Here is a 23,315-nt window from a genome sequence, read left to right on the forward strand (position 1 = left end):
CGTTAATGGAAGAAGTTGAGAATGTGGCCGAAGATCAGCCCGACGCTGATCACGTCGGAGTCACTGAAGGTGACGTTGGCCATACCGTATTGCCCCAGCAGCGGCAGCAGCAGCGCCGGCAGTAAGGTGATAAACAGCCCGTGGAAGACGCCACCGATGATCGCCCCGCGACGTCCGCCCACCGCATTAGCAAAGATCCCGGCCGTCCCGCCGGCAAAGAAGTTGGTTAACATGCCCGGCAGGATCATCGCCAGACCGACCCACGGGAACAGCAGCATGCCGATCACCGAGCCGATGGTGGTGGAGATAAAGCCGATAATCACCGCGTTTGGCGCATACGGGAACAGTACCGGACAGTCGAGAGCCGGAACGGCATTCGGTACGATACGCAGCGCGATACCGCGGAACGCCGGAACAATTTCGGCCAGCAGTAAACGCACCCCGGACAGCAGCACATACACCCCAACCACAAACTGAATCGCCTGCAGGAAGGAATAGACCAGATAGTTAACGCCATTGGATGAGGCGGCGACCACTTCCGGGCCGGCAACGATCGCCGGGATCAGGTAGATCGGGATCATCACCACCATCATCGACAGGTAGGTATCCTGCAGGAAAGAGAGTGCCTGCGGCAGCTCCAGATCCTCGGTACTTTTGCTGACGTCGCCGGTCACTTTGGCCACGCCAGCCTGCACGATATAGCCGACGGTACAGAAATGGCCGAGCGCGAAATCATCGCCGCCGGTGATCTTGCGGACAATCGGCTGAGCCAGCGCCGGCATAAACACCGCCATCATTCCGGCAATCACCCCGCCCAACACGATCAGCTCGACGCCACGCAGTCCACCCATATAACCAATTACCGAACAGACGGTCGCCATCCACAGCGACGCCTGCCCGGTCAGAAAGATATATTTGTAGCGGGTGAAACGGGCAATGGCGATATTGACGATAAAGGCGATCACCATAATCAGTGCGGTCTCACTGCCCAGCGTTTGCTGAGCGATACCGGCAATCGAACCGACGTCGGTAACCACACCGCGCATATGGAAGCCTTTCTGGAATATCTCACCCAGGAAGGTTAAGGTGCCGACAATAATATTGGCACCCGCCAGAATGACCAAAAAGCCTAAGAGGGTTTTTAAGGTGCCAGTAATCACCTGGCCCGGACTTTTCTTCAACGAGATCAGACCGATCATGGCGATCAATGAGATCAGTATTGACGCTTGTCCCAGCACATCATGGACAATAAAGTTAAGGAAAGACATGGTAGTCCCCTGTTTCTGTCACAGTAAACGGATAAGTTTAAAAATGGATCAGAGCATGTAGCCTTTTTCTTTTAGTATCGGCTCAAGCTTGGTTTTAATTTCGTTCTTATCGACCAGACGCTTCAGATAAATAACGGTCGCGTTAATGGTGTAATGCTGAAACTGTGAACGGAAGTTCTCACCGGTCATAATAATGTCGGCGCGGGAGGAGGTGGCGCTGGAGATATCGCAATGCGAGAGATCGGCTTCAATGCCCAGATCCTTTAAGGCCGCTTCAATACTCATTTCGCACGCAAAGCTGCTGCCCAGCCCTGCGCCACACACTGCAAGAATAGATAACTTTTTCATCAGGTATTCCTTAGTTGATCATCTGTAAGTTTCTTGCCGCTACCACTAAATGCGGATCGGGTTGTCTTTTACCTGCTGCGATAGCCTGCAGCCTGATACATGTTGTTTGTCCCCGTGCCATGCCAATCACCAGCCCGCTTTCACCTTGCTGAAAGAGCTGCAAGGCCTGCTGACCGGAAGCGGAGGCCAGTAACCGGTCGGCTGTCACAGGCGTCGCCGCGCGCTGACAATATCCCGGCAGGGTGTAACGCACCGGCACATCGAGCGTCGCTTCAAGCTGCTGCCCTAACGCCACCGCACCGCCCTGGCTTCCTGCCATTACCCTTCCGCTGCCTGCCACGCCTTCGGCACACACCACGATGCCGTAGCCAAAAGGCGCGTTGAGACAGTGGCGTAAGCGCTGCTGCAACCAGTGCATGTCCGGCGGGATCTCCGGGATTAACACCGCATGTGCCGCGCCGGCCAACGCACCGCTGAGCGCCAGATGCCCACAGCCTGCACCGAACGCTTCCAGCAGATAAATCCGCCCCGGCATGTTGTGCGCCGTACCGTGCAGCTGGTCCAGCGCCTGCGCAATCACTCCCACCGCGCTGCTAAAGCCCAGCGTGTCATCCAGACCGGGGATGTCATTGTCTACCGTCATCGGGATCAGCAGGACTGGCTGCCCCTCTTCCTGCAAACACCTTGCCGCCTGCAGCGAACCGCCGCCGCCAAACACCAGCAGCAGATCGACGTCAAGTTCCCGTAACCGCCTGCGGATGCTGGCCCTTCCCGCCGGCTGCCAGGCAAGCTGACTGCGGGCGCTGCGTAAAACGTTACGGTTGCTGGCGACCGCCAGCCTGACCTCGGTTTCATTCAGCATAAAAGGCGCGTGATGAATAATGCCGTCATAGCCACCATGAAACGCCAGCACAGATTCAGCGTGCTGAACCAGCGGCAAAATAGCCGAATTAATCCCTACGGCATCTCCGCCGCTGGCAATCAGTGCAATTTTTCGCTTCATGATCGGGCTCTTTTAAAACTGGCTGAGAATATCCAGTACGGCGTGTTTACTTCGGGCATTCTTTAATTTATCCAGCACGTCATCTTCGCAAAAAAGCCGGGACAGGCTGGCAATCATTTCAATATGTGAATGACTGTCGATGGCCGCCAGGGCAAATACTACATAAACAGGATCGTTATCAGGGCTATTAAAACTGACGCCTTCGGAAATAATGATTAGCGACAGTGCTGTTTTAATCACGCCCTCTTCCGGTCTGGCATGGGGCATTGCGATGCCTTCACCTAACACATAATAGGGCCCTATTTCCCGATGCATATCATAGATGGCGTTCAGGTAGCGCGGCTCCACGGAGCCGTTGTCCACCATCGGTTGCACGGCCAGCTTCACCGCGTGTTGCCAATCATTAACATGGGTGAACAGTGAAAGATTACTTTCGTTAATCCAGTCAGTCAGCATAGTGTTCCTTATTTAGAAAATAAGCGTTAATTCAATATACTTTCCAGCCAAGGGTTAAAACGTGATCCAGTCACCTATTTTAAAATTAAATAAAAAATAATTTAGCCTAAAAAGAGATTGAAAAATAAAGCAATAAGATCACGCTGGTAATTTAATAAAAACCAGTGAAGTTTCATTTAAAATAAATGATATTGAGATCGTTTCTGCCATTAATTCAGGCGGAAAAGTTATCAGTTATAATTAACTGTGGTTAAAACCTCTCTGGTCCAGGCAATAATATTTTCATTGTTGATAACCTGACTCTGGTCGGCAATATACACCGGACTTAACTGCATCGGCCCGGCACGTTCGGCCAGTGCAATCAGTTCAGGAATATATTCGGCGCCGGGATGACCGGGTAAACGATCGCCCAACCGGGCCGCATAACGTTGCGCCGCCAGTTCGCCGGTAAGCTGACACCAGATTTCGGCCAGGGATTTGACGTTCGCCTGCTGTAAGTAATTCACCAGACTCTCTTTGGGTTGGAAGCCAAACCACGCATCAACAATAAAGGTGCAGCCTTGTGGCGCTGCGGCAATCACAGACCAAATGGCCTGATAGCTGGCAATGCCCAGCCGACGATTAAGCGGACGATCCAGCTGTTCGAACTGCTGCATAAACGGTTCTTTGATGCCGTCCACCGACAACACGGGCCAGCCGGTTGCCTGCGATACTGCCCGCGCGATGCTGCTTTTTCCCGAAGCGGGGATGCCGTTAACCATCACGACGCGTTTACCGGCGTTGACCGGGGCGGCGTGGCTGGCGGTTGCCCTTCCATCAGACATGATTGACCTGCTCCTCGCTTTTCACTTCCGCCGTGGCGGCGGTAAAATATTTCCCGATAACCGCCTGAATCTCCCGCAGTCTTGGCACCGCCAGGGTTTCCAGCTTTTCACGGGTCACCGTGCGGTCCAGCGAGATACAGTCTTTCCATAATGCACGGCCTGCAATCACACCGGAAGCCCCATTGCTCATGGCATCGGCCACCTGTCCGAGGAAGGTTGCGTGGTCAACACCGGCGGAGAGCACGGCCCACGGCACATCGCCGGAAATTTCAGTGATGGCGGCACAGGCGGCAGGCGATCCCGGATAAGGAATTTTCAGCACTTTCGCACCGCAATCCAGCGACAGTTTGGTGCCTTCAAAGATAAGCGACGGGACCTTGCTTTTATAGTCAGCATCGCTCTCGCCTTCTAACTGATAGGTAAGGAACTCGACCACCAGCAGCAGATCTTCTTTGCTGAAGTCTTCGATACAGTGGCGGAGAATAGCGAGGTTATGGTCGTTGGCCTCCGGACGATCGGCACGCAGGTAGACCATGATTTTGCCGCCGTTGCCGCCCAGCTCACGCACGCGGCGGGCGTTGATGCCTTCCACCAGACGTGAATTGCGGTAGCCTTCGGCGGTGGTATCCCAGCCTGAGGCATCCAGCCCAATCAGCAGCGCGGTGTCGCGGGCAATGATGCCGTCATCCACCAAATCGGGGACCGCACAGACCGGATCCACCAGCACGCAGGAGGCCTGGCTTGCCAGATACTGGGTGATGTCCGCCTTGATGCGACCGAGTTGCTGTTCGGAAATGGCTTTCTGCTGATCCGGGTCGGATGAGAGCAGGCTGCGCATTGCGCCACGCTGATCGCAGGCAATGACCAGCATTGCGCCGTTGCTGCCGCAAATCTGTTGATAACCACGCAGTTCTGACGTTGACATATGTGACATTATTTTTGTCTCCTGGACAGTTTTTCAGTTTTAGAACACGGTTACAGCCTCATTTTTCAGTGTGCGACTTCATACCCGATCCCCCTGGAGCATCAGTGCTGATGCGGCGTCCTGTCAGGGTTTTTGCCGGGTATACGCATTGCAATTTGTGGGGTGTTGCGCAATAATCCTTCAATCGATGAACTGAGTGTAATACATTGCAGAAAGGAATTTCAAGCTGAAAGAACCTCTTTTACAAGACGCCGCGACAACGCGGGCGATGATGCATATGGTGGCAAAGTTGCACTATCAGTCAGACATGGCTCAGGTGGACATTGCTAAAAAACTGGGCGTATCGACCGCCACCATCTCGCGGCTGCTCAACAAAGCCCGCGCGGCGGGGATCGTGCGGATCGAGGTGGTGGAACTGACGTCGCCTGAAGAGATCACCGCCGATCTTATCCAGCGGCTGGGGCTGAAAAGCGCCGCCGTGGTGGAGCCACCGCCGACCAATATCCTCGGCTCGCTGGCCACGCCGCTGGCGGGTTTGCTGCAGCAGGCCGATCTGGCGGCCGGTTCGGTGATCGGCATTGGCTGGGGTCGTGCGGTGCGGGAAGTGACCATGGGCGGCCTGCCGAAAATTCCTGGCGTGATGACGGTAGCGATGAACGGCGGGATGCAGCAGGCGGCGGCGCATTTTCAGATCAATGAATTTGTCCGTCAGGCGGCGGAACAGATGGGCGGCGTGCCGCATTTCCTGCATGCGCCCTACCTGACCTCGCCGATGCTGCGTGAGGCATTTCTGGCTGATGCCGGCGTGCAGCAAATTATTTCACTGTGGGATAACCTCGACGTGGCGATTGTCGGCGTCGGCTTAACCCATCATCTGCCGGCCCCGTCAGAAACCACCACCGCCACCGCCAACGAGCAGGCGCTCAGCCAGGCGGCGGGCGACGTGCTGCGGCATTACGTGACCGAAAGCGGTGAGATCCTGCACTGGGAAGGCGAAGAGCGGATGATCGCCGCCTCCACCGCCCAACTGCGCAATACCACGCTGAGTATTGGCGTGGCGGCCACGCCGGAAAAAGCGGCTGGCATCATTGGCGCGGTGCGCTCCGGGATGATCAACGCGCTGGTGACCGATGTCACCACCGCCCAGGCAATCCTCGACCGCTTAATGGTGGAGTGATAATAATTCCCCCTGATTTATTCGGGGGCGTTATTTTTAGCAGCACGTTATGCGTTTTTCAGAATTATCTTTCCGCGCAAATAACAATAAGAATGGTTATCAAAACCATTTGGAAAATTGAATAATTGGTATTAATGCGCGAATAGTTATCACTTAACTATCATAATGTTACGAACACCAAATAATAAGATAAAAACCGCAACTAACGGTTTTTATTTAGGCAACATGCGTGCATAATTGCGCCCAATGACACTTCTAATAATATCCCATCATCGCTAATGGAGCCTTTATGCTGACTGCCGACATGACCGCCAAACTGAACGATCAATTAAACCTGGAGTTCTACTCTGCCAATCTGTACCTGCAGATGAGCGCCTGGTGTGCTGACAAAGGGTTTGAAGGGGCTGCGGCCTTTATGCGTGAACACTCCGTTGAAGAGATGCAGCATATGCAGCGTCTGTTTAACTACCTGAGCGACACCGGCGCGATGCCGGTACTGGGCAGCATTGCGGCTCCGCCAGTGACCTTTAACTCGCTGAACGAAGTGCTGGAGCAGGCTTACGAGCACGAGAAGCTGATCACTGGCAAGATCAACGAACTGGCGCACGCGTCAATGACCACTCAGGACTACTCAACCTTTAACTTCCTGCAGTGGTACGTTTCCGAGCAGCACGAAGAAGAGAAGCTGTTCAAATCCGTGCTGGATAAACTGGCGCTGGTTGGCACCGGTGGACAGGGCATGTTCTTCGTTGATAAAGATCTGATGAAGATGAGCACCACCAGCAACCCACAGGCTTAAGCCGGGTCCGTCCGGGCGCGATAGCCCAAGTTAAAAAAAACGCCTGACAGCATTTGTCAGGCGTTTTGCTTTTTAGTGGCAGGTTATTGCTGCGGTTGTTGCTGCTTGTCCGGATCCTTGCGCTCCACGGTCGACACCGTTTTACGCAACGCTTTCACCTGCTCGGGTTTCACCGCCGGCGCATTATTCCCCCAACTGCTGCGAACAAAGGTCGACAGATCCGCCACCTGGCGATCGTCCAGACGCCAGCCGAAGTCCGGCATGGTCAATCCGGTCACCGCTTTATGCGTTACCGCCGCTTTGCCCCCGCGCAGGACAATGCTTATCAGTGACGACGGATCGTCGCTTAAGATCGCCGGGTTGTGTGCCAGCGCCGGGAAGGTTTTACTGTAACCTTTACCGTCGGTGCGGTGACAGGCGGCGCAGTTATCCATATACACCTGCGCTCCCGGTTTGCTCATATCCCCTGTTACCAGCGCTGCCTGGGTACGGCTGTCGGGTTCGGGTGCCACGGCTTTTGGATTCGACGATTTCAGGCTTTTCAGGTACACCGCCATCGCATTCACATCCCGATCGCTCAGATGCTGCGTGCTGTGCTCAATCACGTCGGTCATCGATCCGAACGCGGCGCTGTTTGCCGTCCAGCCGGTTTGCAGGAAGCTGACGATATCCTGCTGCGACCAGCTGCCAATGCCGGCGTGCACGTTGCCGGTCAGGTCCGGCGCGTGCCAGCCTTCCAGCGTGCCGCCGGTCAGGTAAGCCGAATCCTTCTGGTTCAACGCTTTTTCCTGGAAACCGATGCCGCGCGGCGTATGGCAGGTGCCGCAGTGCTCCAGCCCCTGAACCAGATAAGCGCCGCGGTTCCATTCCGCACTCTGACTGCTGTCCGGCTGATATCGACTGTCGTCATGGAACGCCCAGTTCCACACCGTTAGCGGCCAGCGCATGCTTAACGGCCAGGGAATATCGCTGTCGCGGTCGGCCTGATGCACGGCCGGCACTTCGTTCATAAAGTAGTCGTACAGCGCGTGCATATCCTCATCAGTGATCTTCGCGAATGCGGTGTAAGGCATCGCCGGATACAACCGGTGTCCGTCTTTCGCCACGCCGCCACGCACCGCGTTGGCAAAGTCGTCATAACTGTAATCGCCGATGCCGGTTTGCTTATCCGGGGTGATGTTGGTGGAATAAATTGCACCTACCGGGGTGACCATCCTCAGCCCACCGGCAAAATTCGCGCCGCCCGCCGAGGTGTGGCACGCCGCGCAGTCACCGGCCTGTGCCAGATAATGCCCTTTGCTCACCGGCGCGTCTGTCGCCGATGCTGACGCGGAAGCCAGACCGGCAAACAGCAAAGACGCTAACCATCCAGAATGCTTGATCATCTTTTTTCTTCCCTGTTAAGCCTGAACCAGCGGTCCGGGATTGGCCAGATACTGCGTACGAATGGCATTGGCCGCAAACAGCGCGGTTGCCCCCACGATCCCGGTCGGGTTATAGGCCAGGTTCTGCGGGAAGCAGCAGGCGCCCAGCACAAACACGTTCGGCACATCCCAGCTTTGCAGGTACTTATTCACCACGCTGTTTCTCGGGTTATCGCCCATGATCGCGCCACCGGTGGTGTGCGTGGACTGGTACGGACGCACGTCGTAATGTGCGTTCATGCCCATAAAACCGACCTCGTAATGATCGGGTGCCATCGCCTTAACGATGCCTTCGGCTTTGTCCTTGATAAAGTTGGTCATCTTCAGTTCGTTCTGTTGCCAGTCGAAGGTCATCCGCAGCAGCGGCTGGCCATGAACATCGCGATAGGTCGGGTCAAGGTCGAGATAACACTGCTTGTACGGCATCACCGAACCGGACGATCCGACGCCCATCGCGTGCAGATAGTTATCCTTAATCGACTGCTTCCAGCCCGATCCCCAACGCGGCGCGTTTTTCGGCGTGCTCATTTGCTGAATAGGACGGCCGCCGGTGGTGGTGGCCGAGATGGTCGCGCCGCCAATGAATCCCAAGCTGCTGTGGTCGAAATTCTCGGCGTTGAAGTCGTCCATAAACACGCTGGTTGCGCCGGTTGCGGCAAACGGATTGAAGATTTTTTCTTTGTTGTAGAACAGCTTGATGCCGCCGTTCATCTGGTAGGCGTAGTTCTTGCCGACCACCCCTTCGCCGGTGATCGGGTCGTAAGGCTTGCCGATTTTCGACAGCAGCAGCAGACGCACGTTATTCAGCTGGAAAGTGCTCAGCACCACAATCGATGCAGGCTGCTCCACTTCCTGGCCCTGCGCATCGATATAGGTCACGCCGGTGGCTTTTTTGCCGCTGAAGTCGGTGTTCACCCGGATCACCTGCGCCTGAGTGCGCAGCTCAAAGTTCTTGTGCTGATAGAGCGCCGGCAGCACGGTGGTTTGTGGCGAGGCTTTGGAGTAGTTAAAGCAGCCGAAACGTTCACAGAAACCGCAGTAATTACAGACGCCCAGCTGCACGCCGTACGGGTTGGTATAGGATTCAGTGCAGATAGCGGCAGGCAGCGTAAACGGGTGATAGCCCAGTCCCTCCGCGGCCTGGGAAAACAGCTGGCCGCCGAACTGACGCTTTTGCGCTTTGGTCGGATACGGATTCTGACGCGGCGCTTCAAAAGGATTGCCGGTTTCCTGCTTCTGGCCGTTGAGGTTGCCCGCATCGCCAGACGCGCCGCAAATCTTCTCAAACTTGTCGAAATAGGGCTCCATTTCCGCGTAGGTAAACGGGTAATCCTGCACCGTCATATCCTGCGGAATAAACGAGGCGCCGTAACGTTCAATCACCGTGCTGCGCATTTTCAGGTCGGCTTCCAGCGGACGCCATAACATTCCGTTCCAGTGCACGCCTGCCCCGCCGACGCCATCGCCCGGCAGGAAAGAACCGAAGCGGCGATACGGCATGGCGGTATCCGCCGTGGCATGACGCACCGTCACCGTTTCGCGCGCGGCATTCTGGAACAGCTTCAGGCGAATGCCGTAGGTCAGCTCATCGGTATTGCGCGGGTAAGCAAAATCAGGGTAGGTATCGCGTTGTTCGCCACGTTCAAGGGCGAGAATATTCAGCCCGCTGTTGGCCAGTTCCATCGCCATCAGGGATCCGGTCCAGCCGAAGCCGACGATCACCATATCCACGGGATCTTTTTTGATTGCTGCCATGTGTTAAACGCTCCGTTTGCCTGAAATACTCACCGGTCCCAGCGGGTAAGGCTGGTTGGGACGATCCATTTGATCCTGGTAATCGGCGCGCGCACCGGGGAAACCAATCATTTTCCAGGAGGCCAGCGTTTGATTGCCGCCGTGCATCGGATCGGCAAGATAACCTTCCTTGGTGTTTTCCAGCAGTTGCTCAAAGAACAGCTTGCCCGGCACGTTCTCAAAGGTCAGCTTGCCGCCGTCCAAATCGTGCAGCACCGCTTCCTGCTGCAGGTTATCGAGGTCGGCAAACGCCTTTTGAAACTGCTGCTGACAGTGCTGATTAATGGCCTTGATCCCCTGGCGATAGGTTTCGCGCGGGACCAGGCTGGACTGGTAACCGAGTTCTGGCACAGCGTTGGCAAACGGCGGATGCATGTACCACAGGTGACCGTGACCGTAAGGCAGTTCCATCTGTTTATCGATATAGACGGGAACCCCTTCGCTGACGGCACCGGGGCCGTTGCTGTCGGTCGGGATAAGGCGATCGCAGGCGGCCAGAATAAAGCGCCATTCATCGTTGTTGAAATAGTTGGGAACGTAATGGGCGGAGACGCCCTCAGATTTGGCTTCAGCGGCGGGCGCGGCGAGGGCAACGACACTGCTTCCTCCGGCCGCTGCCAGTGGGATCAGCGACAGGGTTCTCTGCAGGAAACGCCTTCGGGAAGGCACCTGCGCTTCTGTTTTTTTTTCCATGACGACATTTCCAATGCAAGCGCGCCGGGGTGCTCCCCGACACAATAGTTACTTGTGTAATAGTTTTAGTGCTAATTGTTTAGCGTTTATAAAATAGCCGTTAAAGATATTGTGTAAAAGTGAACGGGAAGTTAAATATGTTAATAAGTGTTTCTGGTATGGTAAATTTAAGACCATCTGAAAGCTGAATAACCGTGTCAACAAAATGAAAAATAAGGATATTTACAAAAAGTGCGGTTTATGCGTTTAGAGCATAACAGTGGCACTGAGTTTGGCTTAAGTTCAGTGCCTGTTTAGCAGAATGGCAGGTGTGGAGGAAATATCGCGGGGCTTACTGCTCTTCAAGCGGGAATTTGACGCCCTGGCAATGCATCCGGAACAGCCTGGCGAGGTGCGCGCCCATCGGGGTGAGCGTGGTGTCCTTGCGTTGGATTAAATAGAAGGTCGCTTTGGGCAGCGGCTCCTTAATCTTTAATGCCACCAGATGATTGCCGAGGATCGGATCGGAAATCACATCCAGCGAGAGGATGCTGACAAAGTCACTTTGCGCCACCAGGCTGGTGCAGGCCATAAAGGTTTCGCAGGTGACGCTGATCGCCGGGGCCATGCCCATATCGGTAAACAGCTCGTGCAGCAAGCGGTAGTAACTGCCCTTCGGCGTCGGCATCGTCCAGTCGCAATCTTGCAACTCCGCCAGCGAGGTGGCGTGTTCAAGCGGATGCCCTTTGCGTACCACCACCCGATATTCCCGCTCCATCAGACGCTCGTAGCTCAGCTCGTTATCCAGATGGCTCTGATAATAGGTATTGATGGTGAAATCCAGCTCGCCCTGACGCAGTTCGGGGATCATCGACACCAGCTGACCTTCAACAATTCTGACCTTCACCTTGGGGAACTGGCGATGAAACTGAGTTATCACCTGCGGCATAATGGTGCGGGCAATACTTCCGCCCACGCCAATGTTGACCGACCCGCCGGCATGACCCAGCCGCTGCTGAATATCCTCCTGCGCCACCCGTAACTCTTCGAGGATCAGGCTGGCATGCTGAAAGAAATTATCGCCGACATCGGTCAATTCAACCCCTTGCCTGCGGCGGATAAACAGCCGCGCACCAAGGACTTCCTCCAGCTCCTGAATCGATTTAGTTAACGCCGGCTGAGACAAATTAGAGGCGCGGGCGGCGGCACGGATACTGCCCGCCCGGGTGACATCGACAAAGGCACGCAGCTGATGAAGCTTAATGGAAGCAGGCATAAAACCTCGACAAGGGTGATAACCGGTGTTTATCAGTGCAAAGATATTGGCATCTTCTTCCCCCTGCTGCCAATGTGTACAGTCAAAAAAAAGACACATTCTCCACCCGGCCCTTCTGTTGGCCATTTGGTACCCCCGGCAACATCTTTTTTGACTGACCCGGCGCGGCTTTATTGCGCCAGTATCCAGACACCTGTTTACCCGTCCCTGATAATTTTCGGGCCTGTTTTGCTGCCTGCAAAATTTATCCTGTCATTCTGAGGAAGAGAAAATGGAACAAGCTGTTGCTGATTTCGTCCGTGAAATCGCCCCCACGCTACAAACCCGACGACGCGACCTGCATAAATATGCCGAGTCCGGCTGGTTAGAATTCCGTACCGCCACCCTGGTGGCCGAAGAGCTGCACCGGCTGGGATACCCGCTCAAGCTGGGCAGAGAGGTGATCGATGCGGACGCCCGCATGGGCCTGCCGTCGGCCGAGGTGCTGGCGCAGCAGGAGCAGCGGGCGCTAAGCCAGGGCGCACTGCCGCAATGGCTGTCACATTTTTCCGGCGGCTTTTGTGGCATCGTCGCCACCTTAGACACCGGCCGCCCAGGTCCGGTGATGGCTTTTCGGGTGGATATGGATGCGCTGGACGTGATTGAGCTGCAGGCGGAAGAACACCGCCCGTTCGCCGACGGGTTTGCCTCCTGCAACGAGGGCATGATGCATGCCTGTGGCCACGATGGTCACACCTCGATAGGCCTGGGGCTGGCTCAAGTACTGAAGCAGTTTGAGTCCCAGCTGTGCGGCACCATCAAGCTGATTTTCCAGCCGGCCGAAGAAGGCACGCGCGGCGCGAAATCGATGGTTGCGGCCGGCGTGGTGGATGACGTCGATTTCTTTACCGCCATCCATATCGGCACCGGCGTCCCGGCCGGTGAGCTGGTCTGCGGCAGCGATAATTTTATGGCCACCACCAAGCTGGATGTCACCTTCCGTGGCGTCGCCTCCCACGCGGGTGCGCGGCCGGAAGAAGGGAACAATGCCCTGCTGGCGGCGGCTCAGGCCACGCTGGCGCTGCATACCTTGCCGCAGCACAGCGGCGGCAGTTCGCGCATCAACGTCGGCGTGCTGCAGGGCGGCACCGGGCGCAACGTGGTGGCCGATCGCGCCTTTATGAAGGTGGAAACCCGTGGCGCAACCAACGAGATTAACGACTTTATCTACCAGAAAACCCTGCAGGCACTGGCGGGCGCGGCAGCGATGTATGGCGTGCAGCACGAGGTGACGCTGATGGGTGCGGCCCGCAGCAGCAAGCCGACCAAGCCGTGGGTCAACTATATTCGCCAGCAGGCCAGCCGTATTCCTGAACTGACCTCGCTGGTCGATCAGCGCGGGCAGGCCGCCGGATCCGAAGACGCGACCTATATGATGGAGCGCGTGAAGGAATTGGGCGGACAGGCCTCCTACATCATCTTCGGTACCGAACTGAGCGCCGGGCACCATAACGAGAAGTTTGATTTTAACGAGCAGGTGATGGCCACGGCGGTGAAAACCCTCGCCGCGCTGGCGCTCAATATTCAGGACTTCAGGGAGGAGGCGTAATGTCTGACGAATTCAGCGCCTTTGTCGCGCACTATATCGACAGCAACCAGTCCCGCTTCACCGCCCTGAGCGATGCCATCTGGGATCATCCCGAAACCCGCTTCACCGAAACCTTCTCCGCGGATCTGCTGGCGACGGCGCTGGAAGAGGAAGGCTTTGCCGTCGAGCGCGGCGTGGGCAATATCGACACCGCGTTTATCGCCAGCTTTGGCAGCGGCAAGCCGGTGATTGCGCTGCTGGGCGAGTACGATGCGCTGGCCGGATTAAGCCAGCAGTCAGGCTGCGCCACGCCCGATCCGCTGGTCGAAAATGGCAACGGCCACGGCTGCGGTCACAACCTGCTGGGCACCGCCGCGCTGGCCGGTGCCTTTGCGGTCAAAGCCTGGATGACCCAGCAAGGCTTACCGGGCACCGTGCGCTTCTACGGTTGTCCGGGTGAAGAAGGCGGTTCCGGCAAAACCTTTATGGTGCGCGAAGGCCTGTTTGATGACGTCGATGCCGCGCTGACCTGGCACCCGGAAGGCTTCAGCGGCATGTTCAATACCAGCACGCTGGCCAATATCCAGGCCGCCTTCCACTTCAAAGGGGTCGCCGCCCACGCGGCTAACTCCCCTCACCTCGGTCGCAGCGCGCTGGATGCGGTGACGCTGATGAACACCGGCGCGAACTTCCTGCGCGAGCACATCATTCAGGAAGCCCGATTGCACTATGCGGTGACCAATACCGGCGGCAGCTCCCCCAATGTGGTGCAGGCCGATGCCGAAGTGCTCTATTTGATCCGCGCGCCCGAGCTGGATCAGGCCGAAAACATCTATCAGCGGGTGATTAATATCGCCAGGGGCGCGGCGCTGATGACCGACACCACCCTGACCCTGCGCTTTGATAAAGCCTGCTCGAACTATGTGCCCAACCGGGCGCTGGAAAGGGTGATGTACGGTTACCTGTGCGAGTACGGCATTCCTGATTACAGCGCCAGCGAGCGGCAGTTCGCGCACGAGATCCGCCAGACGCTGAGCAAAGAGGATTTGCAGAACGCTAAGCTGAACATCGCCCGTACCGGCGGCGCGGCAGGCAAGGCCTGGGTGGCGGCGCTGGGTGACAAGCAGCTGATGGACGAGGTGGCGCCCTACTGTGAATCCGACGAGGTGATGTACGGCTCAACCGATGTCGGTGACGTCAGCTGGATTGCGCCAACCGCGCAGTGCTTCACCCCCTGTTTTGCGCTGGGTACGCCGCTGCACACCTGGCAGCTGGTGGCGCAAGGCCGCACGCCGATTGCCCATAAAGGCATGTGTCTTGCAGGTAAAACCCTGGCCGCCACCGCGATTGCGTTGCTCAGCGATAGCGCGCTGCTGGAAAACGCACAACAGGAGTTCCGCCAGGTGCGCGAACAACAGCCTTATCACTGTCCGATCCCGGCGGGTGTGAAACCCTCACCCCTGGCTTAGTTCCACCGTCCGACCCTGAGGCTGGGCTCGATCCCAGCCCAAAAATTATAAGCATAAGCAAACACAACCAAGACCGAGGGTAAAGCATGAGTGAAGCAACCAGCCCGGGGAAAAGCCCAGGCAAGATTTTTTACTGGATTGAGCGGGTCGGCAATAAGATCCCGAATCCCTTCCTGCTGTTCGTTTACCTGATCGTGGTGCTGATGGTGTCGACCGCAGCGATCTCCTGGCTGGGCGTGTCGGTGAAGAACCCGGCCAACGGCGAGATCATCCACGTTAAGAACCTGCTGAGCGTTGCGGGGATCCAGTGGATCCTGCCGAACATCATCAAAAACTTCAGCGGCTTTGCACCACTGGGATCGATTCTGGCGCTGATGATCGGTGCCGGGCTGGCGGAAAAAGTCGGCCTGTTGCAGGCGCTGATGCATAAGATGGCGTCGTTTGTCAGCGCCCGGTATGCCAGCTATATGGTGCTGTTTATCGCCTTCTTCAGCCATATCTCTTCCGATGCCGCGCTGGTGGTAATGCCGCCGCTGGGCGCACTGATGTTTATCGCGGTGGGTCGTCATCCGGTGGCTGGCCTGCTGGCCGCCATTGCCGGTGTAGCCTCCGGCTTTACCGCCAACCTGTTGATTGTCACCACCGACGTGTTGCTCTCCGGCATCAGCACCGAAGCGGCCAAAGCGGTCAGTGATACGGTGCACGTCAGCGTGGTCGATAACTGGTTCTTTATGGCCTCATCGGTGGTGGTGCTGACCTTTGCCGGCGGTCTGCTGACCGATAAGTTTGTTGAACCGCGCCTGCCGGCATGGAAAGGCAACAGCAATGAGCAGCTGGCCACGCTGACGCCGAGTCAGAATCGCGGGCTGATGATGAGCGGCATCGCCGGGCTGATTTTTGTTGCGCTGGTGGCGCTGCTGGTGGTGCCGGAAGGCTCGCCGCTGCGTCAGCCGGGCACCGGCTCAATCATCCCGTCGCCGTTTATTCAGGGCATCGTGCCGCTGATCATTCTGTTCTTTTTTGTAGTGGCGATTACCTACGGTGTGGTGACCAAACAGATCCAGCGCCCGGACGATATTCCGCAGCAGCTGATCGAACCGATGAAAAGCATGGCGGGCTTTATCGTGATGGTGTTCCCGCTGTCACAGTTCGTGGCGTTCTTTAACTGGAGCAACATGGGCAAGTTTATGGCGGTGGGGCTGACCGATATTCTGGAGTCCGCCGGGATGACCGGTGCGCCGGCCTTTATCGGGCTGATGTTCCTGTCGGCGTTCCTGTGCATGTTTATCGCCAGCGGCTCGGCGATCTGGTCGATTCTGGCACCGATCTTTGTGCCGATGTTTATGCTGCTGGGCTTCCATCCGGCGTTCGCCCAGATGATTTTCCGCATTGCCGACTCGTCGGTGCTGCCGCTGGCCCCGATGTCGCCGTTCCTGCCGCTGTTCCTCGGCTTCCTGCAGCGCTACCGCAAAGACGCGCAGCTGGGCACCTACTACATGCTGATCATGCCCTATCCGCTGGTGTTCTTTAGCGTGTGGTTCCTGCTGCTGCTGGCGTGGTACGCGCTGGGCCTGCCGATCGGGCCGGGCGTCTGGCCGGGCATGCCGACCCAGGGCTAGTTTCCTGGCGGCGTAAAGTAAAAAGGGGCAACCACGGTTGCCCCTTCTGCTTTCTGACTGACGGCTAGCGGTGCGCGGCAGCCACCGCGTCCTGCAGGTTCAGGCGCTGCCAGAAGTTCTGCTCTGGCGTGTTGCCGGAAAGCGGATAGCCGCCCGCAAGCGCGGTAGACACCATCAGCTGACGACGCTGGGCATCGGTCAGATCGGGCAAGGGCCCTTTCAGCAGCACTTCCGCCCCTTCTGGCACCACCACCGGCGAGGCCTTCACTTTCTGCTGTGGCAGGTTGTAGGTCATGGTGAAGCGGTAGAAGGTTTTCATCTCAGGCGCGGTATAGGGATCGGCTTCGCCAGCCGGTTTAGCACAGACCTCCAGTGAGGTGCCGCACTCCTTCTCCAGCGCGTGACGCAGCTGATCGCGTGCCTCAATAAACAGGCCGCGATACTTCGCATCATTGAGATAATGGGCCACGTTTCGCTGCGCCACCATCCGCGATCCGATTAGGTCGATCGGGTAATGCACGCCCAGCACCATGCGCGAATAGCCATAGCGGGCCGCACGATCCACCAGCGGCACAAACCGCTCTGGCAGCATTTCGCCCAGCAGTAAGGCATCGGTATAGGCGGTATTGGTGTGGCCGCTCGGATAGGATCCTTCGGTGGCGCTGTAAGGTTTGTTGTCCTTCACCACCGCCGTGTCCGGCACAAAGTGAATGCTGTTGCCGTCGATCAGGAACGGACGCGGATTGTTGAACTGTTTTTTAGCGGCGCTGGTGCTGACTTCGCTGGCTTTGATCAACGCGGCGGCTTTGCCGATCTCGCCTTTGTTGTAAGCGTTCAGGAAGGCCTGGCCCAGTTTCGGTCCCAGCGCATCCGCCAGGAAGAACAGATGATCCTGGCCTTCGGCGTCGATCAATGCCTGCGTGCGCTGGCCCTGGCTGGCATTCAGGTTAACGTTCTCCACGGTTTTCAGGCTGGCGGCAATGGTGCTTTTCGGCAATGCCGGGAACGCGGTTAACAGCTGGATACCCGCCTGCTGATTGGCTTTCTTCTGGAAGTCGTAGCCACTCTCTTTCAGCCACTTTTTATCTGCCAGCATTTTGCTCTGTTTGGTGTCGTCCAGCTGGTCACGCGTCAGGGTGGCGGCATCCCCTTTCAGCGCGGCGATCAGCGACTGCTGGATTGCCGCATCAAAGGCGACAAACTGCGGGCTGTCGCTGGCGGGTGTGGTGGTGTCGGCGATGGCGCGGATATGTTCGAAGGTCAGTGTTGCCGGTTTCGCCTGGGCCAACTGGCTGAGCACCAGTGCGCCTGCCAGCAGAGAGTAACGATAGCGCATTGCCGTTCCTTATGAAATTGAAGGTGTTAACTGCCTGGAGAGCAGACTAGAAGACAATTATGACAGAAATGTTGCAAGGCATATTCTGTTACCATTTGCGCCCGTTGCGGGGGGGAAACGCGGGCGAAACCGGACGCCGCCCGCTGCGGTGATGACTAGCTTACGATCGGTTTTTTGGTTTTATCCAGCGCGTGCATAAAGCGGTCATCCAGATGCAAATGCTGTTTCACCAGTTCCGGCGGCGTTGAGGCCAGCCACTGATTGAGGGAAATATCGGCGTAGTAGCTGCTTTTAAACAGCTCAAGGAAACGCAGCGGCTTATCGCCGGTGTTTTCGATGTAATGCCCCATGGCAAAAGGCACGTAGCCGACGTCGCCCGCGCGAAAGTCAAAGGTGCGCGCCTGGCCGGACGAGGCAAATACCCCCATCCGGCCTTCGCCTTCCAGATAGTATTGCCACTCATCATTGTTCGGATGCCAGTGCAGCTCACGCATCGCGCCGGGTTGCAGCTCCACAAGCGCGGCGGCGATGGTTTTCGACACTTTAAAGGAGGAGGAGTCGGTGATGCGCACCGTGCCGCCTTTCAATGTAATCGGATCCTGCGCCAGCATCCTGTGACTGAAAGCAATGCTGGAGCGGGTTGCGCCGCCGATCGCATCGGCATTCAGTGCGCCGGGCACCTTGCCGGCAAAGATATATTCATCGGAGGGCGAAGGCAGCTTGCTAAAGGTTTCCGCCGGGACGCCAAAGTTCTTCGCCAGGATCTCCGGCGGAACGTGCTTAAACCAGTCGCTCAGCAGGAAGGTACTGTCTTCATCAAAGCCGCCGTTGTCGAACGCCAGCAGAAACTCGCAGCCGTCCGGCCCGAGCCCCTGGATCGAGTGCGGCACGCCAGGCGGGAAGTACCACAGATCGCCGACGTTCACGTCATCAACAAACCAGTTGCCGTCGGTATCCAGCGCGGTGATGCGCGCTGAGCCATACAGCATGTACGACCATTCTCCCTCTTTGTGCCAGTGCAGCTCGCGAATGCCGCCTCTGTTCAGGCGCATATCCACGCCGGCGATGGTGGTGGAAATCCCCAGTTCACGTTCCGTGACCTGGCGGGTCCAGCCGCCGGTGCCCTTGCGGACGTGCGAGTCGCTAAAGGAGAAGCGCAGGTTAGGCAGGGTGCCGCTGTCGGTCGGCGGAGGATTAACGATATCGGGATTTTCACCCATGCGGATCGGATCGTTCGGGCCAGGATCGCTCCCGCCGGTTTTACCGGTGAAGGGTTGCGCCACCGGTTGATCGTGAGCGTGCACCTTTCCAGCCGCTAACGCGACGGTGCCACCAGCAGCAAATGCCATAAAACTGCGACGAGTAATGGGGTTCATGATGAGCTTCCTTGTGTAGGATCTTATTAGCCGATGACCTTTTTAGTCCCAGCGAAAGATAAGACTAACCACAGTAATGCCCTGCGCCACTCACCCACGGCGGAATACCCTTACCAAATGTAAGCCACCGTTATGCAGAATTTTTTATCGTTAGTTCAACCGCACTTAAACCAAATTAGCCCTTCTATCGCCAGGCAATATTCCCTGCTTTGGAATGACGTTTTCGCAGAAGCATGCGTTTGATTCGCGCGCTATCCATGCAAAATATTTATCAATAAGTTAATGGAATGTGAAATAAATGTTTACAGTGAACCGCGCCGTTCGGCCTCGCGATTCAGGAGTGATGCACGGCGATATAGCGATCGAAGCGGGTGGATTTCAGTTGCATCAAGTCCACCACCACCAGGCCATCAATGCAGTGATTGAAATCCGGGTCGCTGCCAAAATCGATAAACTGCACGCCGCCCGGTTCGCACAGCTCGGAGTACTGCTTATACAACGGCGGAATGCTGGTGCCGAGGTTGTTCAGCATCCGCTTCAGGGTTTTCAGATCCTGCTGATAATCCTCGCCGCTGAACTGCGCCAGCACGTCGGGCAGCGAAGCCGGATAGGGTCGGCGTGACGTGGCCAGCGGCAGCGCGGGGGCAAAATAGAGGCGATAGAAGGCCACCAGCAGATCGCGCGCGGGCAGCGGCAGCCCGCCAGAGATGGACACCGGGCCAAACAGGTAGCGGTACTGCGGGTATTTCGCCAGGTAAGCGCCGATGCCCAGCCAGAGATAATCCAGCCCGCGTTTGCCCCAGTACGCCGGTTGAATAAAGCTGCGGCCCAGCTCGATGCCCTGCATCAGCACGTCGTTCATCCGGTGATCGTAATGGAACAGGCTGTGGCTGTAGATCCCTTCCAGCCCTTTCTGCGTCAGCTGTTCGGCGGTGGGCAGAAAACGGTAGGCGCCAACAATATCCAGCGCCTCGTCATCCCACAAAATCAGATGGTAATAGTCGTCGTCGTAGTCATCGAGATCGCGTCGTTTGCCGCTGCCTTCACCCACCGCACGGAAAGCGATTTCCCGCAGCCTGCCCAGCTCACGCAGGATTGGCACATAGTCTTCGCCGTTACGCCGCCACAGGTAAATCATTTTGCCATCCGCCGTCTGGCCCAGCACTTCACAGCCTGACAGCGCGCGCTTCAGCACCGCACGATCTTCTGCGCGGGCAATGGCCGGTTCGGTCTGGAACAGACCGGATTTCCCCTGCGCGGTGCGGTACAGATGACGACGGAAGCGCTTTGCCAGCTCTTTGGCCGGCGTGTGGCCGTCATGCCAGTGGGCATAAGGAATGCGCGCGCCGATGGTCAGCTTGAGCCGTGCGCCGCGGTTTTTGAACATCTCGCGCACCAGTAACAGCATCGACAGCGGCTGGTAGACAATCGAGGTGAGATAGAACAGCGAGGTATTGCGCCCGCTGACATGGATCGGCACGATCGGCGCGCGGAAACGGGCGGCCAGCCGCACAAAGCCGTGGTTCCATTTGCCGTCCTTTACTCCTTTGCTGCCAAACCGCGAGACTTCGCCTGCCGGGAAGAAGATCAGCACGCCCTGATTTTCCAGCTGCTCATGCATCTGCGCCAGCTGCTGGCGGTTGGTGCGGTTGCCCATATTGTCGACCGGCAGCATCAGGCTGCTCAGCGACTCCAGGCAGTTCAGCAGCCGGTTGGTGACAATTTTTACATCGCGGCGCACCTGCGAAACCGCGTGTAACAGGGCCAGGCCATCCAGCGTGCCCAGCGGATGGTTGGCGACAATCACTACCGGCCCCTGACTCGGGATCTGCTCCAAATCGCGCTCGCTCAGTTCGCAGCGGATATCGAAGTAATCGAGTACCTGTTCCGCCATATCCAGCCCTTTGAGGTGGCGGTATTTCTGATTGAACTGCTGAAACTCTTTTTCGCGCAGCAGGATCCTGAGCAGGGATTTTTGCCAGCCGGGGGTATTTCGCTGTGGGCAGAGGTCGTCTAATACGGATTCAATAGTAAACACAGGCATCTCTCCAGGCGGTTTACCGCGACAGTAAAGAGCCTGAATGACGCTTTCATGGCGAATAAATGACGACAAAAAGAAGCCTGCAGCGGCGGTCGGTATTCCTCGCTGGCCGCACGCCGCCAGCATTGCCATTAAGCGCATAACTTCATACGTTTTCACTATTTCCGCGCGATTTTCAGCCACGGCATACTGAACGCTCTGTTTCAGGAGAGAGTTATGGCTGATTACCTGCATGCGTCACAGCGCCGCGCCATTAAACGGCGTGAAGCCCACTGGTTGTGGCAAAGCGAACTGCCCACTTGGGCGGTGATCGTCACCGTGTATGCCGGCTGGTTTGGCGTGGTGGCGAACTGGCAGGCGTTAACGCCGTGGATCGGCACGCCGCTGCTGGTGCTGCTGACCACCTGGTATATGTCGCTGCAACATGAATGTATTCACGGCCACCCCACCCGGTGGGCGCGGGTGAATCAGCTGCTGGCACAACTGCCGCTGGCCGTCTGGTATCCCTACCGGCTGTATCGCGATTCGCACCTGAAACATCACCGCAATGAGTTCCTGACGCTGCCGGAAGAGGATCCCGAAACCTACTATTACAGTGCGGCCCACTGGCAACGCTATCCGCGCCTGTTTCCGCTGCTGGCGGCGGTGCGCAACACCTTAAGCGGCCGGGTGGTGCTGGGCCCGCTGCTGGATATCGTTGGCACCGCGCAGGATGCCGTGCGCAAAATACTCGCCGGTGACTGGCGCGAAATGCTGATGTGGCTAAACCACGGGCTGCTGCTGGCCGGCGTTTTTTACTGGCTGGAACGGCACGGTATTGCAACCGGCTACTACCTGTTCGCCGTGAGCTATTTCAGCCTGAGCCTGACCAAAATCCGCTCCTTTTACGAGCACCGGGCGGAAGAGAATCCCCAGGCACGTTCGGTGCTCAACGAGGCGGGGCCGTTCTGGCGACTGCTGTTTTTGAATCTGAACTATCATTTGGTACATCACGATCTGCCGGGCCTGCCGTGGTATGGCCTGCGCGAGGTTTATCTGGCCGATAAAGCGGCGTACCAGCAGCGCAGCGAAGGCTTTGTGGTGGACGGTTACCGCGCGTGGCTGCCCGCGTTAATTACCCCGATCGCGGTGACTGTCCACCCGTTTGCCGATGGAGCAAAAAGCACAGATGATTGCCTCACTGCCAATGTACCCCTTCACGCCCCAGCATGTGGAAGCCTTCTGGCAGACGCTGAGGAACACTCTGCCGTCGCTCACGACGCCCACCGCCCTGAGCTGGCCGGATCCCTTGTTGCCTCACTGGCAACGTGACGATCTGCTGCTGAGCCAGACCTGCGGCTATCCGCTGGTCACCCTGCTGCCGGACGTTCAGGTGGTTGGGGCGTTTTGCTACTCGGCGGCCGGTTGCAATGGCCCGAATTACGCCAGTTGGCTGGTGGTGCGGGAAGAGGAATCGGGTCAGGCGCTGGCTGATTTTGCCGGCCGCAGGCTGGCCTTTAACAGCGAAGATTCCCAGTCGGGCTACCACAGCGTGATGAAAATGACCGGCGGCCCGGCGATTTTTTCTGACACCGTTGCCTCCGGCGGCCATCGACGTTCCGTGGCGTTAGTTCGCCGTGGGCAAGCCGATATTGCCGCCATCGACTGTATCAGCTGGGCACTGCTTCAGCGGGATTTCCCGGAAGAGCTGCGTGGGTTAAAGATTATTGACCAAACGGCGAGCGTACCAGGCTTACCGGTAATCACTTCCGCCCGCACATCCGCTGAAACCCTCGCCGCGCTGCGCGAGGGACTGACTCAGGTGGTGACCGATGTCGCCAACCGCCCGATGCTGGACGCCTTGTTAATTAAGGATTTTAACCCCCTTCCCCGATCCGCCTGGCAGGTTCTCCTCGCGTAATTATTCAGAACTGGATGATAAACGGGCTTAGCGCTTGCCGT

General features: G+C 57.2%; 20 protein-coding genes. 7 read left to right on the plus strand and 13 right to left on the minus strand.

All coding sequences use genetic code 11. The features are described 5' to 3' along the window. Nucleotides 1–2: 2 nt before the first annotated feature. The 6 genes from EBC_RS20635 to EBC_RS20660 all read right to left on the minus strand — a co-directional run bounded on the left by EBC_RS20635 (nucleotide 3) and on the right by EBC_RS20660 (nucleotide 4,833). Entirely contained in the window at nucleotides 3–1,268 is a 1,266-nt protein-coding gene (locus EBC_RS20635) for a PTS sugar transporter subunit IIC (protein WP_013203799.1), read from the minus strand. 48 nt (nucleotides 1,269–1,316) lie between these two features. Next, nucleotides 1,317–1,616, minus strand: coding sequence for a PTS sugar transporter subunit IIB (locus EBC_RS20640; protein WP_013203800.1), 300 nt, complete (start codon nucleotides 1,614–1,616; stop codon nucleotides 1,317–1,319). Between the two features lie 10 nt (nucleotides 1,617–1,626). Beyond that, on the minus strand, nucleotides 1,627–2,619 hold the full coding sequence (locus EBC_RS20645) for a 6-phosphofructokinase (RefSeq protein WP_013203801.1): 993 nt from the start codon (nucleotides 2,617–2,619) through the stop codon (nucleotides 1,627–1,629). A 12-nt stretch (nucleotides 2,620–2,631) separates the two neighbouring features. Then, a complete protein-coding gene (locus EBC_RS20650) occupies nucleotides 2,632–3,075 on the minus strand; it encodes a PTS sugar transporter subunit IIA (protein ID WP_013203802.1) in 444 nt (147 codons plus the stop codon). 230 nt (nucleotides 3,076–3,305) lie between these two features. Further along, entirely contained in the window at nucleotides 3,306–3,899 is a 594-nt protein-coding gene (locus EBC_RS20655; RefSeq protein WP_013203803.1) for an AAA family ATPase, read from the minus strand. Continuing rightward, the gene (locus tag EBC_RS20660; RefSeq protein ID WP_013203804.1) at nucleotides 3,892–4,833 is read right to left on the minus strand and encodes a tagatose-bisphosphate aldolase; all 942 of its coding nucleotides are present in this window, start codon (nucleotides 4,831–4,833) and stop codon (nucleotides 3,892–3,894) included. The genes EBC_RS20655 and EBC_RS20660 overlap by 8 nt, the downstream gene beginning before the upstream one ends. Nucleotides 4,834–5,101: 268 nt before the next feature. On the opposite strand from EBC_RS20660, the gene EBC_RS20665 reads away from it, so the two are divergent. Continuing rightward, the gene (locus tag EBC_RS20665; protein WP_013203805.1) at nucleotides 5,102–6,001 is read left to right on the plus strand and encodes a sugar-binding transcriptional regulator; all 900 of its coding nucleotides are present in this window, start codon (nucleotides 5,102–5,104) and stop codon (nucleotides 5,999–6,001) included. 289 nt (nucleotides 6,002–6,290) lie between these two features. Next, nucleotides 6,291–6,800, plus strand: a complete 510-nt coding sequence (gene ftnA, locus EBC_RS20670) for a non-heme ferritin (RefSeq protein ID WP_013203806.1) — start codon at nucleotides 6,291–6,293, stop codon at nucleotides 6,798–6,800. Nucleotides 6,801–6,883: 83 nt separating this feature from the next. Here ftnA and EBC_RS20675 read toward each other — a convergent pair whose 3' ends face one another. The 4 genes from EBC_RS20675 to EBC_RS20690 form a co-directional block, all read right to left on the minus strand. Further along, nucleotides 6,884–8,185, minus strand: a complete 1,302-nt coding sequence (locus tag EBC_RS20675; protein WP_013203807.1) for a c-type cytochrome — start codon at nucleotides 8,183–8,185, stop codon at nucleotides 6,884–6,886. Between the two features lie 15 nt (nucleotides 8,186–8,200). Further along, nucleotides 8,201–9,979: a GMC family oxidoreductase gene (locus EBC_RS20680; protein WP_013203808.1), complete on the minus strand. Its 1,779-nt coding sequence runs from the start codon at nucleotides 9,977–9,979 to the stop codon at nucleotides 8,201–8,203. A gap of 3 nt (nucleotides 9,980–9,982) precedes the next feature. Further along, a complete protein-coding gene (locus EBC_RS20685; protein WP_013203809.1) occupies nucleotides 9,983–10,711 on the minus strand; it encodes a gluconate 2-dehydrogenase subunit 3 family protein in 729 nt (242 codons plus the stop codon). A gap of 331 nt (nucleotides 10,712–11,042) precedes the next feature. Beyond that, nucleotides 11,043–11,966: a LysR family transcriptional regulator gene (locus tag EBC_RS20690; RefSeq protein ID WP_013203810.1), complete on the minus strand. Its 924-nt coding sequence runs from the start codon at nucleotides 11,964–11,966 to the stop codon at nucleotides 11,043–11,045. 271 nt (nucleotides 11,967–12,237) lie between these two features. On the opposite strand from EBC_RS20690, the gene EBC_RS20695 reads away from it, so the two are divergent. The 3 genes from EBC_RS20695 to abgT all read left to right on the plus strand — a co-directional run bounded on the left by EBC_RS20695 (nucleotide 12,238) and on the right by abgT (nucleotide 16,621). Continuing rightward, nucleotides 12,238–13,554 (plus strand): M20 family metallo-hydrolase, encoded by a 1,317-nt coding sequence (locus tag EBC_RS20695; RefSeq protein ID WP_013203812.1) that lies wholly within the window; start codon nucleotides 12,238–12,240, stop codon nucleotides 13,552–13,554. Continuing rightward, nucleotides 13,554–15,002 (plus strand): M20 family metallopeptidase, encoded by a 1,449-nt coding sequence (locus EBC_RS20700; RefSeq protein WP_013203813.1) that lies wholly within the window; start codon nucleotides 13,554–13,556, stop codon nucleotides 15,000–15,002. The genes EBC_RS20695 and EBC_RS20700 overlap by 1 nt, the downstream gene beginning before the upstream one ends. Nucleotides 15,003–15,088: 86 nt before the next feature. Continuing rightward, nucleotides 15,089–16,621 carry a p-aminobenzoyl-glutamate transporter gene (gene abgT, locus EBC_RS20705; RefSeq protein WP_013203814.1) on the plus strand — a complete coding sequence of 511 codons (1,533 nt, stop codon included), beginning with the start codon at nucleotides 15,089–15,091 and terminating at the stop codon, nucleotides 16,619–16,621. A gap of 64 nt (nucleotides 16,622–16,685) precedes the next feature. On the opposite strand, the gene EBC_RS20710 is transcribed toward abgT, so the two are convergent. The 3 genes from EBC_RS20710 to EBC_RS20720 all read right to left on the minus strand — a co-directional run bounded on the left by EBC_RS20710 (nucleotide 16,686) and on the right by EBC_RS20720 (nucleotide 21,371). After that, a complete protein-coding gene (locus tag EBC_RS20710; protein WP_013203815.1) occupies nucleotides 16,686–17,957 on the minus strand; it encodes an acid phosphatase in 1,272 nt (423 codons plus the stop codon). Between the two features lie 155 nt (nucleotides 17,958–18,112). Continuing rightward, a complete protein-coding gene (locus tag EBC_RS20715; RefSeq protein ID WP_041692123.1) occupies nucleotides 18,113–19,333 on the minus strand; it encodes an oxalate decarboxylase family bicupin in 1,221 nt (406 codons plus the stop codon). Nucleotides 19,334–19,667: 334 nt separating this feature from the next. Continuing rightward, nucleotides 19,668–21,371, minus strand: a complete 1,704-nt coding sequence (locus tag EBC_RS20720) for a lysophospholipid acyltransferase family protein (RefSeq protein ID WP_041692416.1) — start codon at nucleotides 21,369–21,371, stop codon at nucleotides 19,668–19,670. A gap of 219 nt (nucleotides 21,372–21,590) precedes the next feature. On the opposite strand from EBC_RS20720, the gene EBC_RS25245 reads away from it, so the two are divergent. Together EBC_RS25245 and EBC_RS20730 are read left to right on the plus strand one after the other, a co-directional pair. Next, nucleotides 21,591–22,685: a fatty acid desaturase gene (locus EBC_RS25245; RefSeq protein WP_013203818.1), complete on the plus strand. Its 1,095-nt coding sequence runs from the start codon at nucleotides 21,591–21,593 to the stop codon at nucleotides 22,683–22,685. Further along, a complete protein-coding gene (locus tag EBC_RS20730) occupies nucleotides 22,666–23,274 on the plus strand; it encodes a phosphate/phosphite/phosphonate ABC transporter substrate-binding protein (RefSeq protein WP_231853673.1) in 609 nt (202 codons plus the stop codon). The genes EBC_RS25245 and EBC_RS20730 overlap by 20 nt, the downstream gene beginning before the upstream one ends. Nucleotides 23,275–23,315 lie beyond the last annotated feature (41 nt).

The organism is Erwinia billingiae Eb661 (assembly GCF_000196615.1).
In the GTDB taxonomy this organism is placed as follows: Bacteria; Pseudomonadota; Gammaproteobacteria; order Enterobacterales; family Enterobacteriaceae; genus Erwinia; species Erwinia billingiae.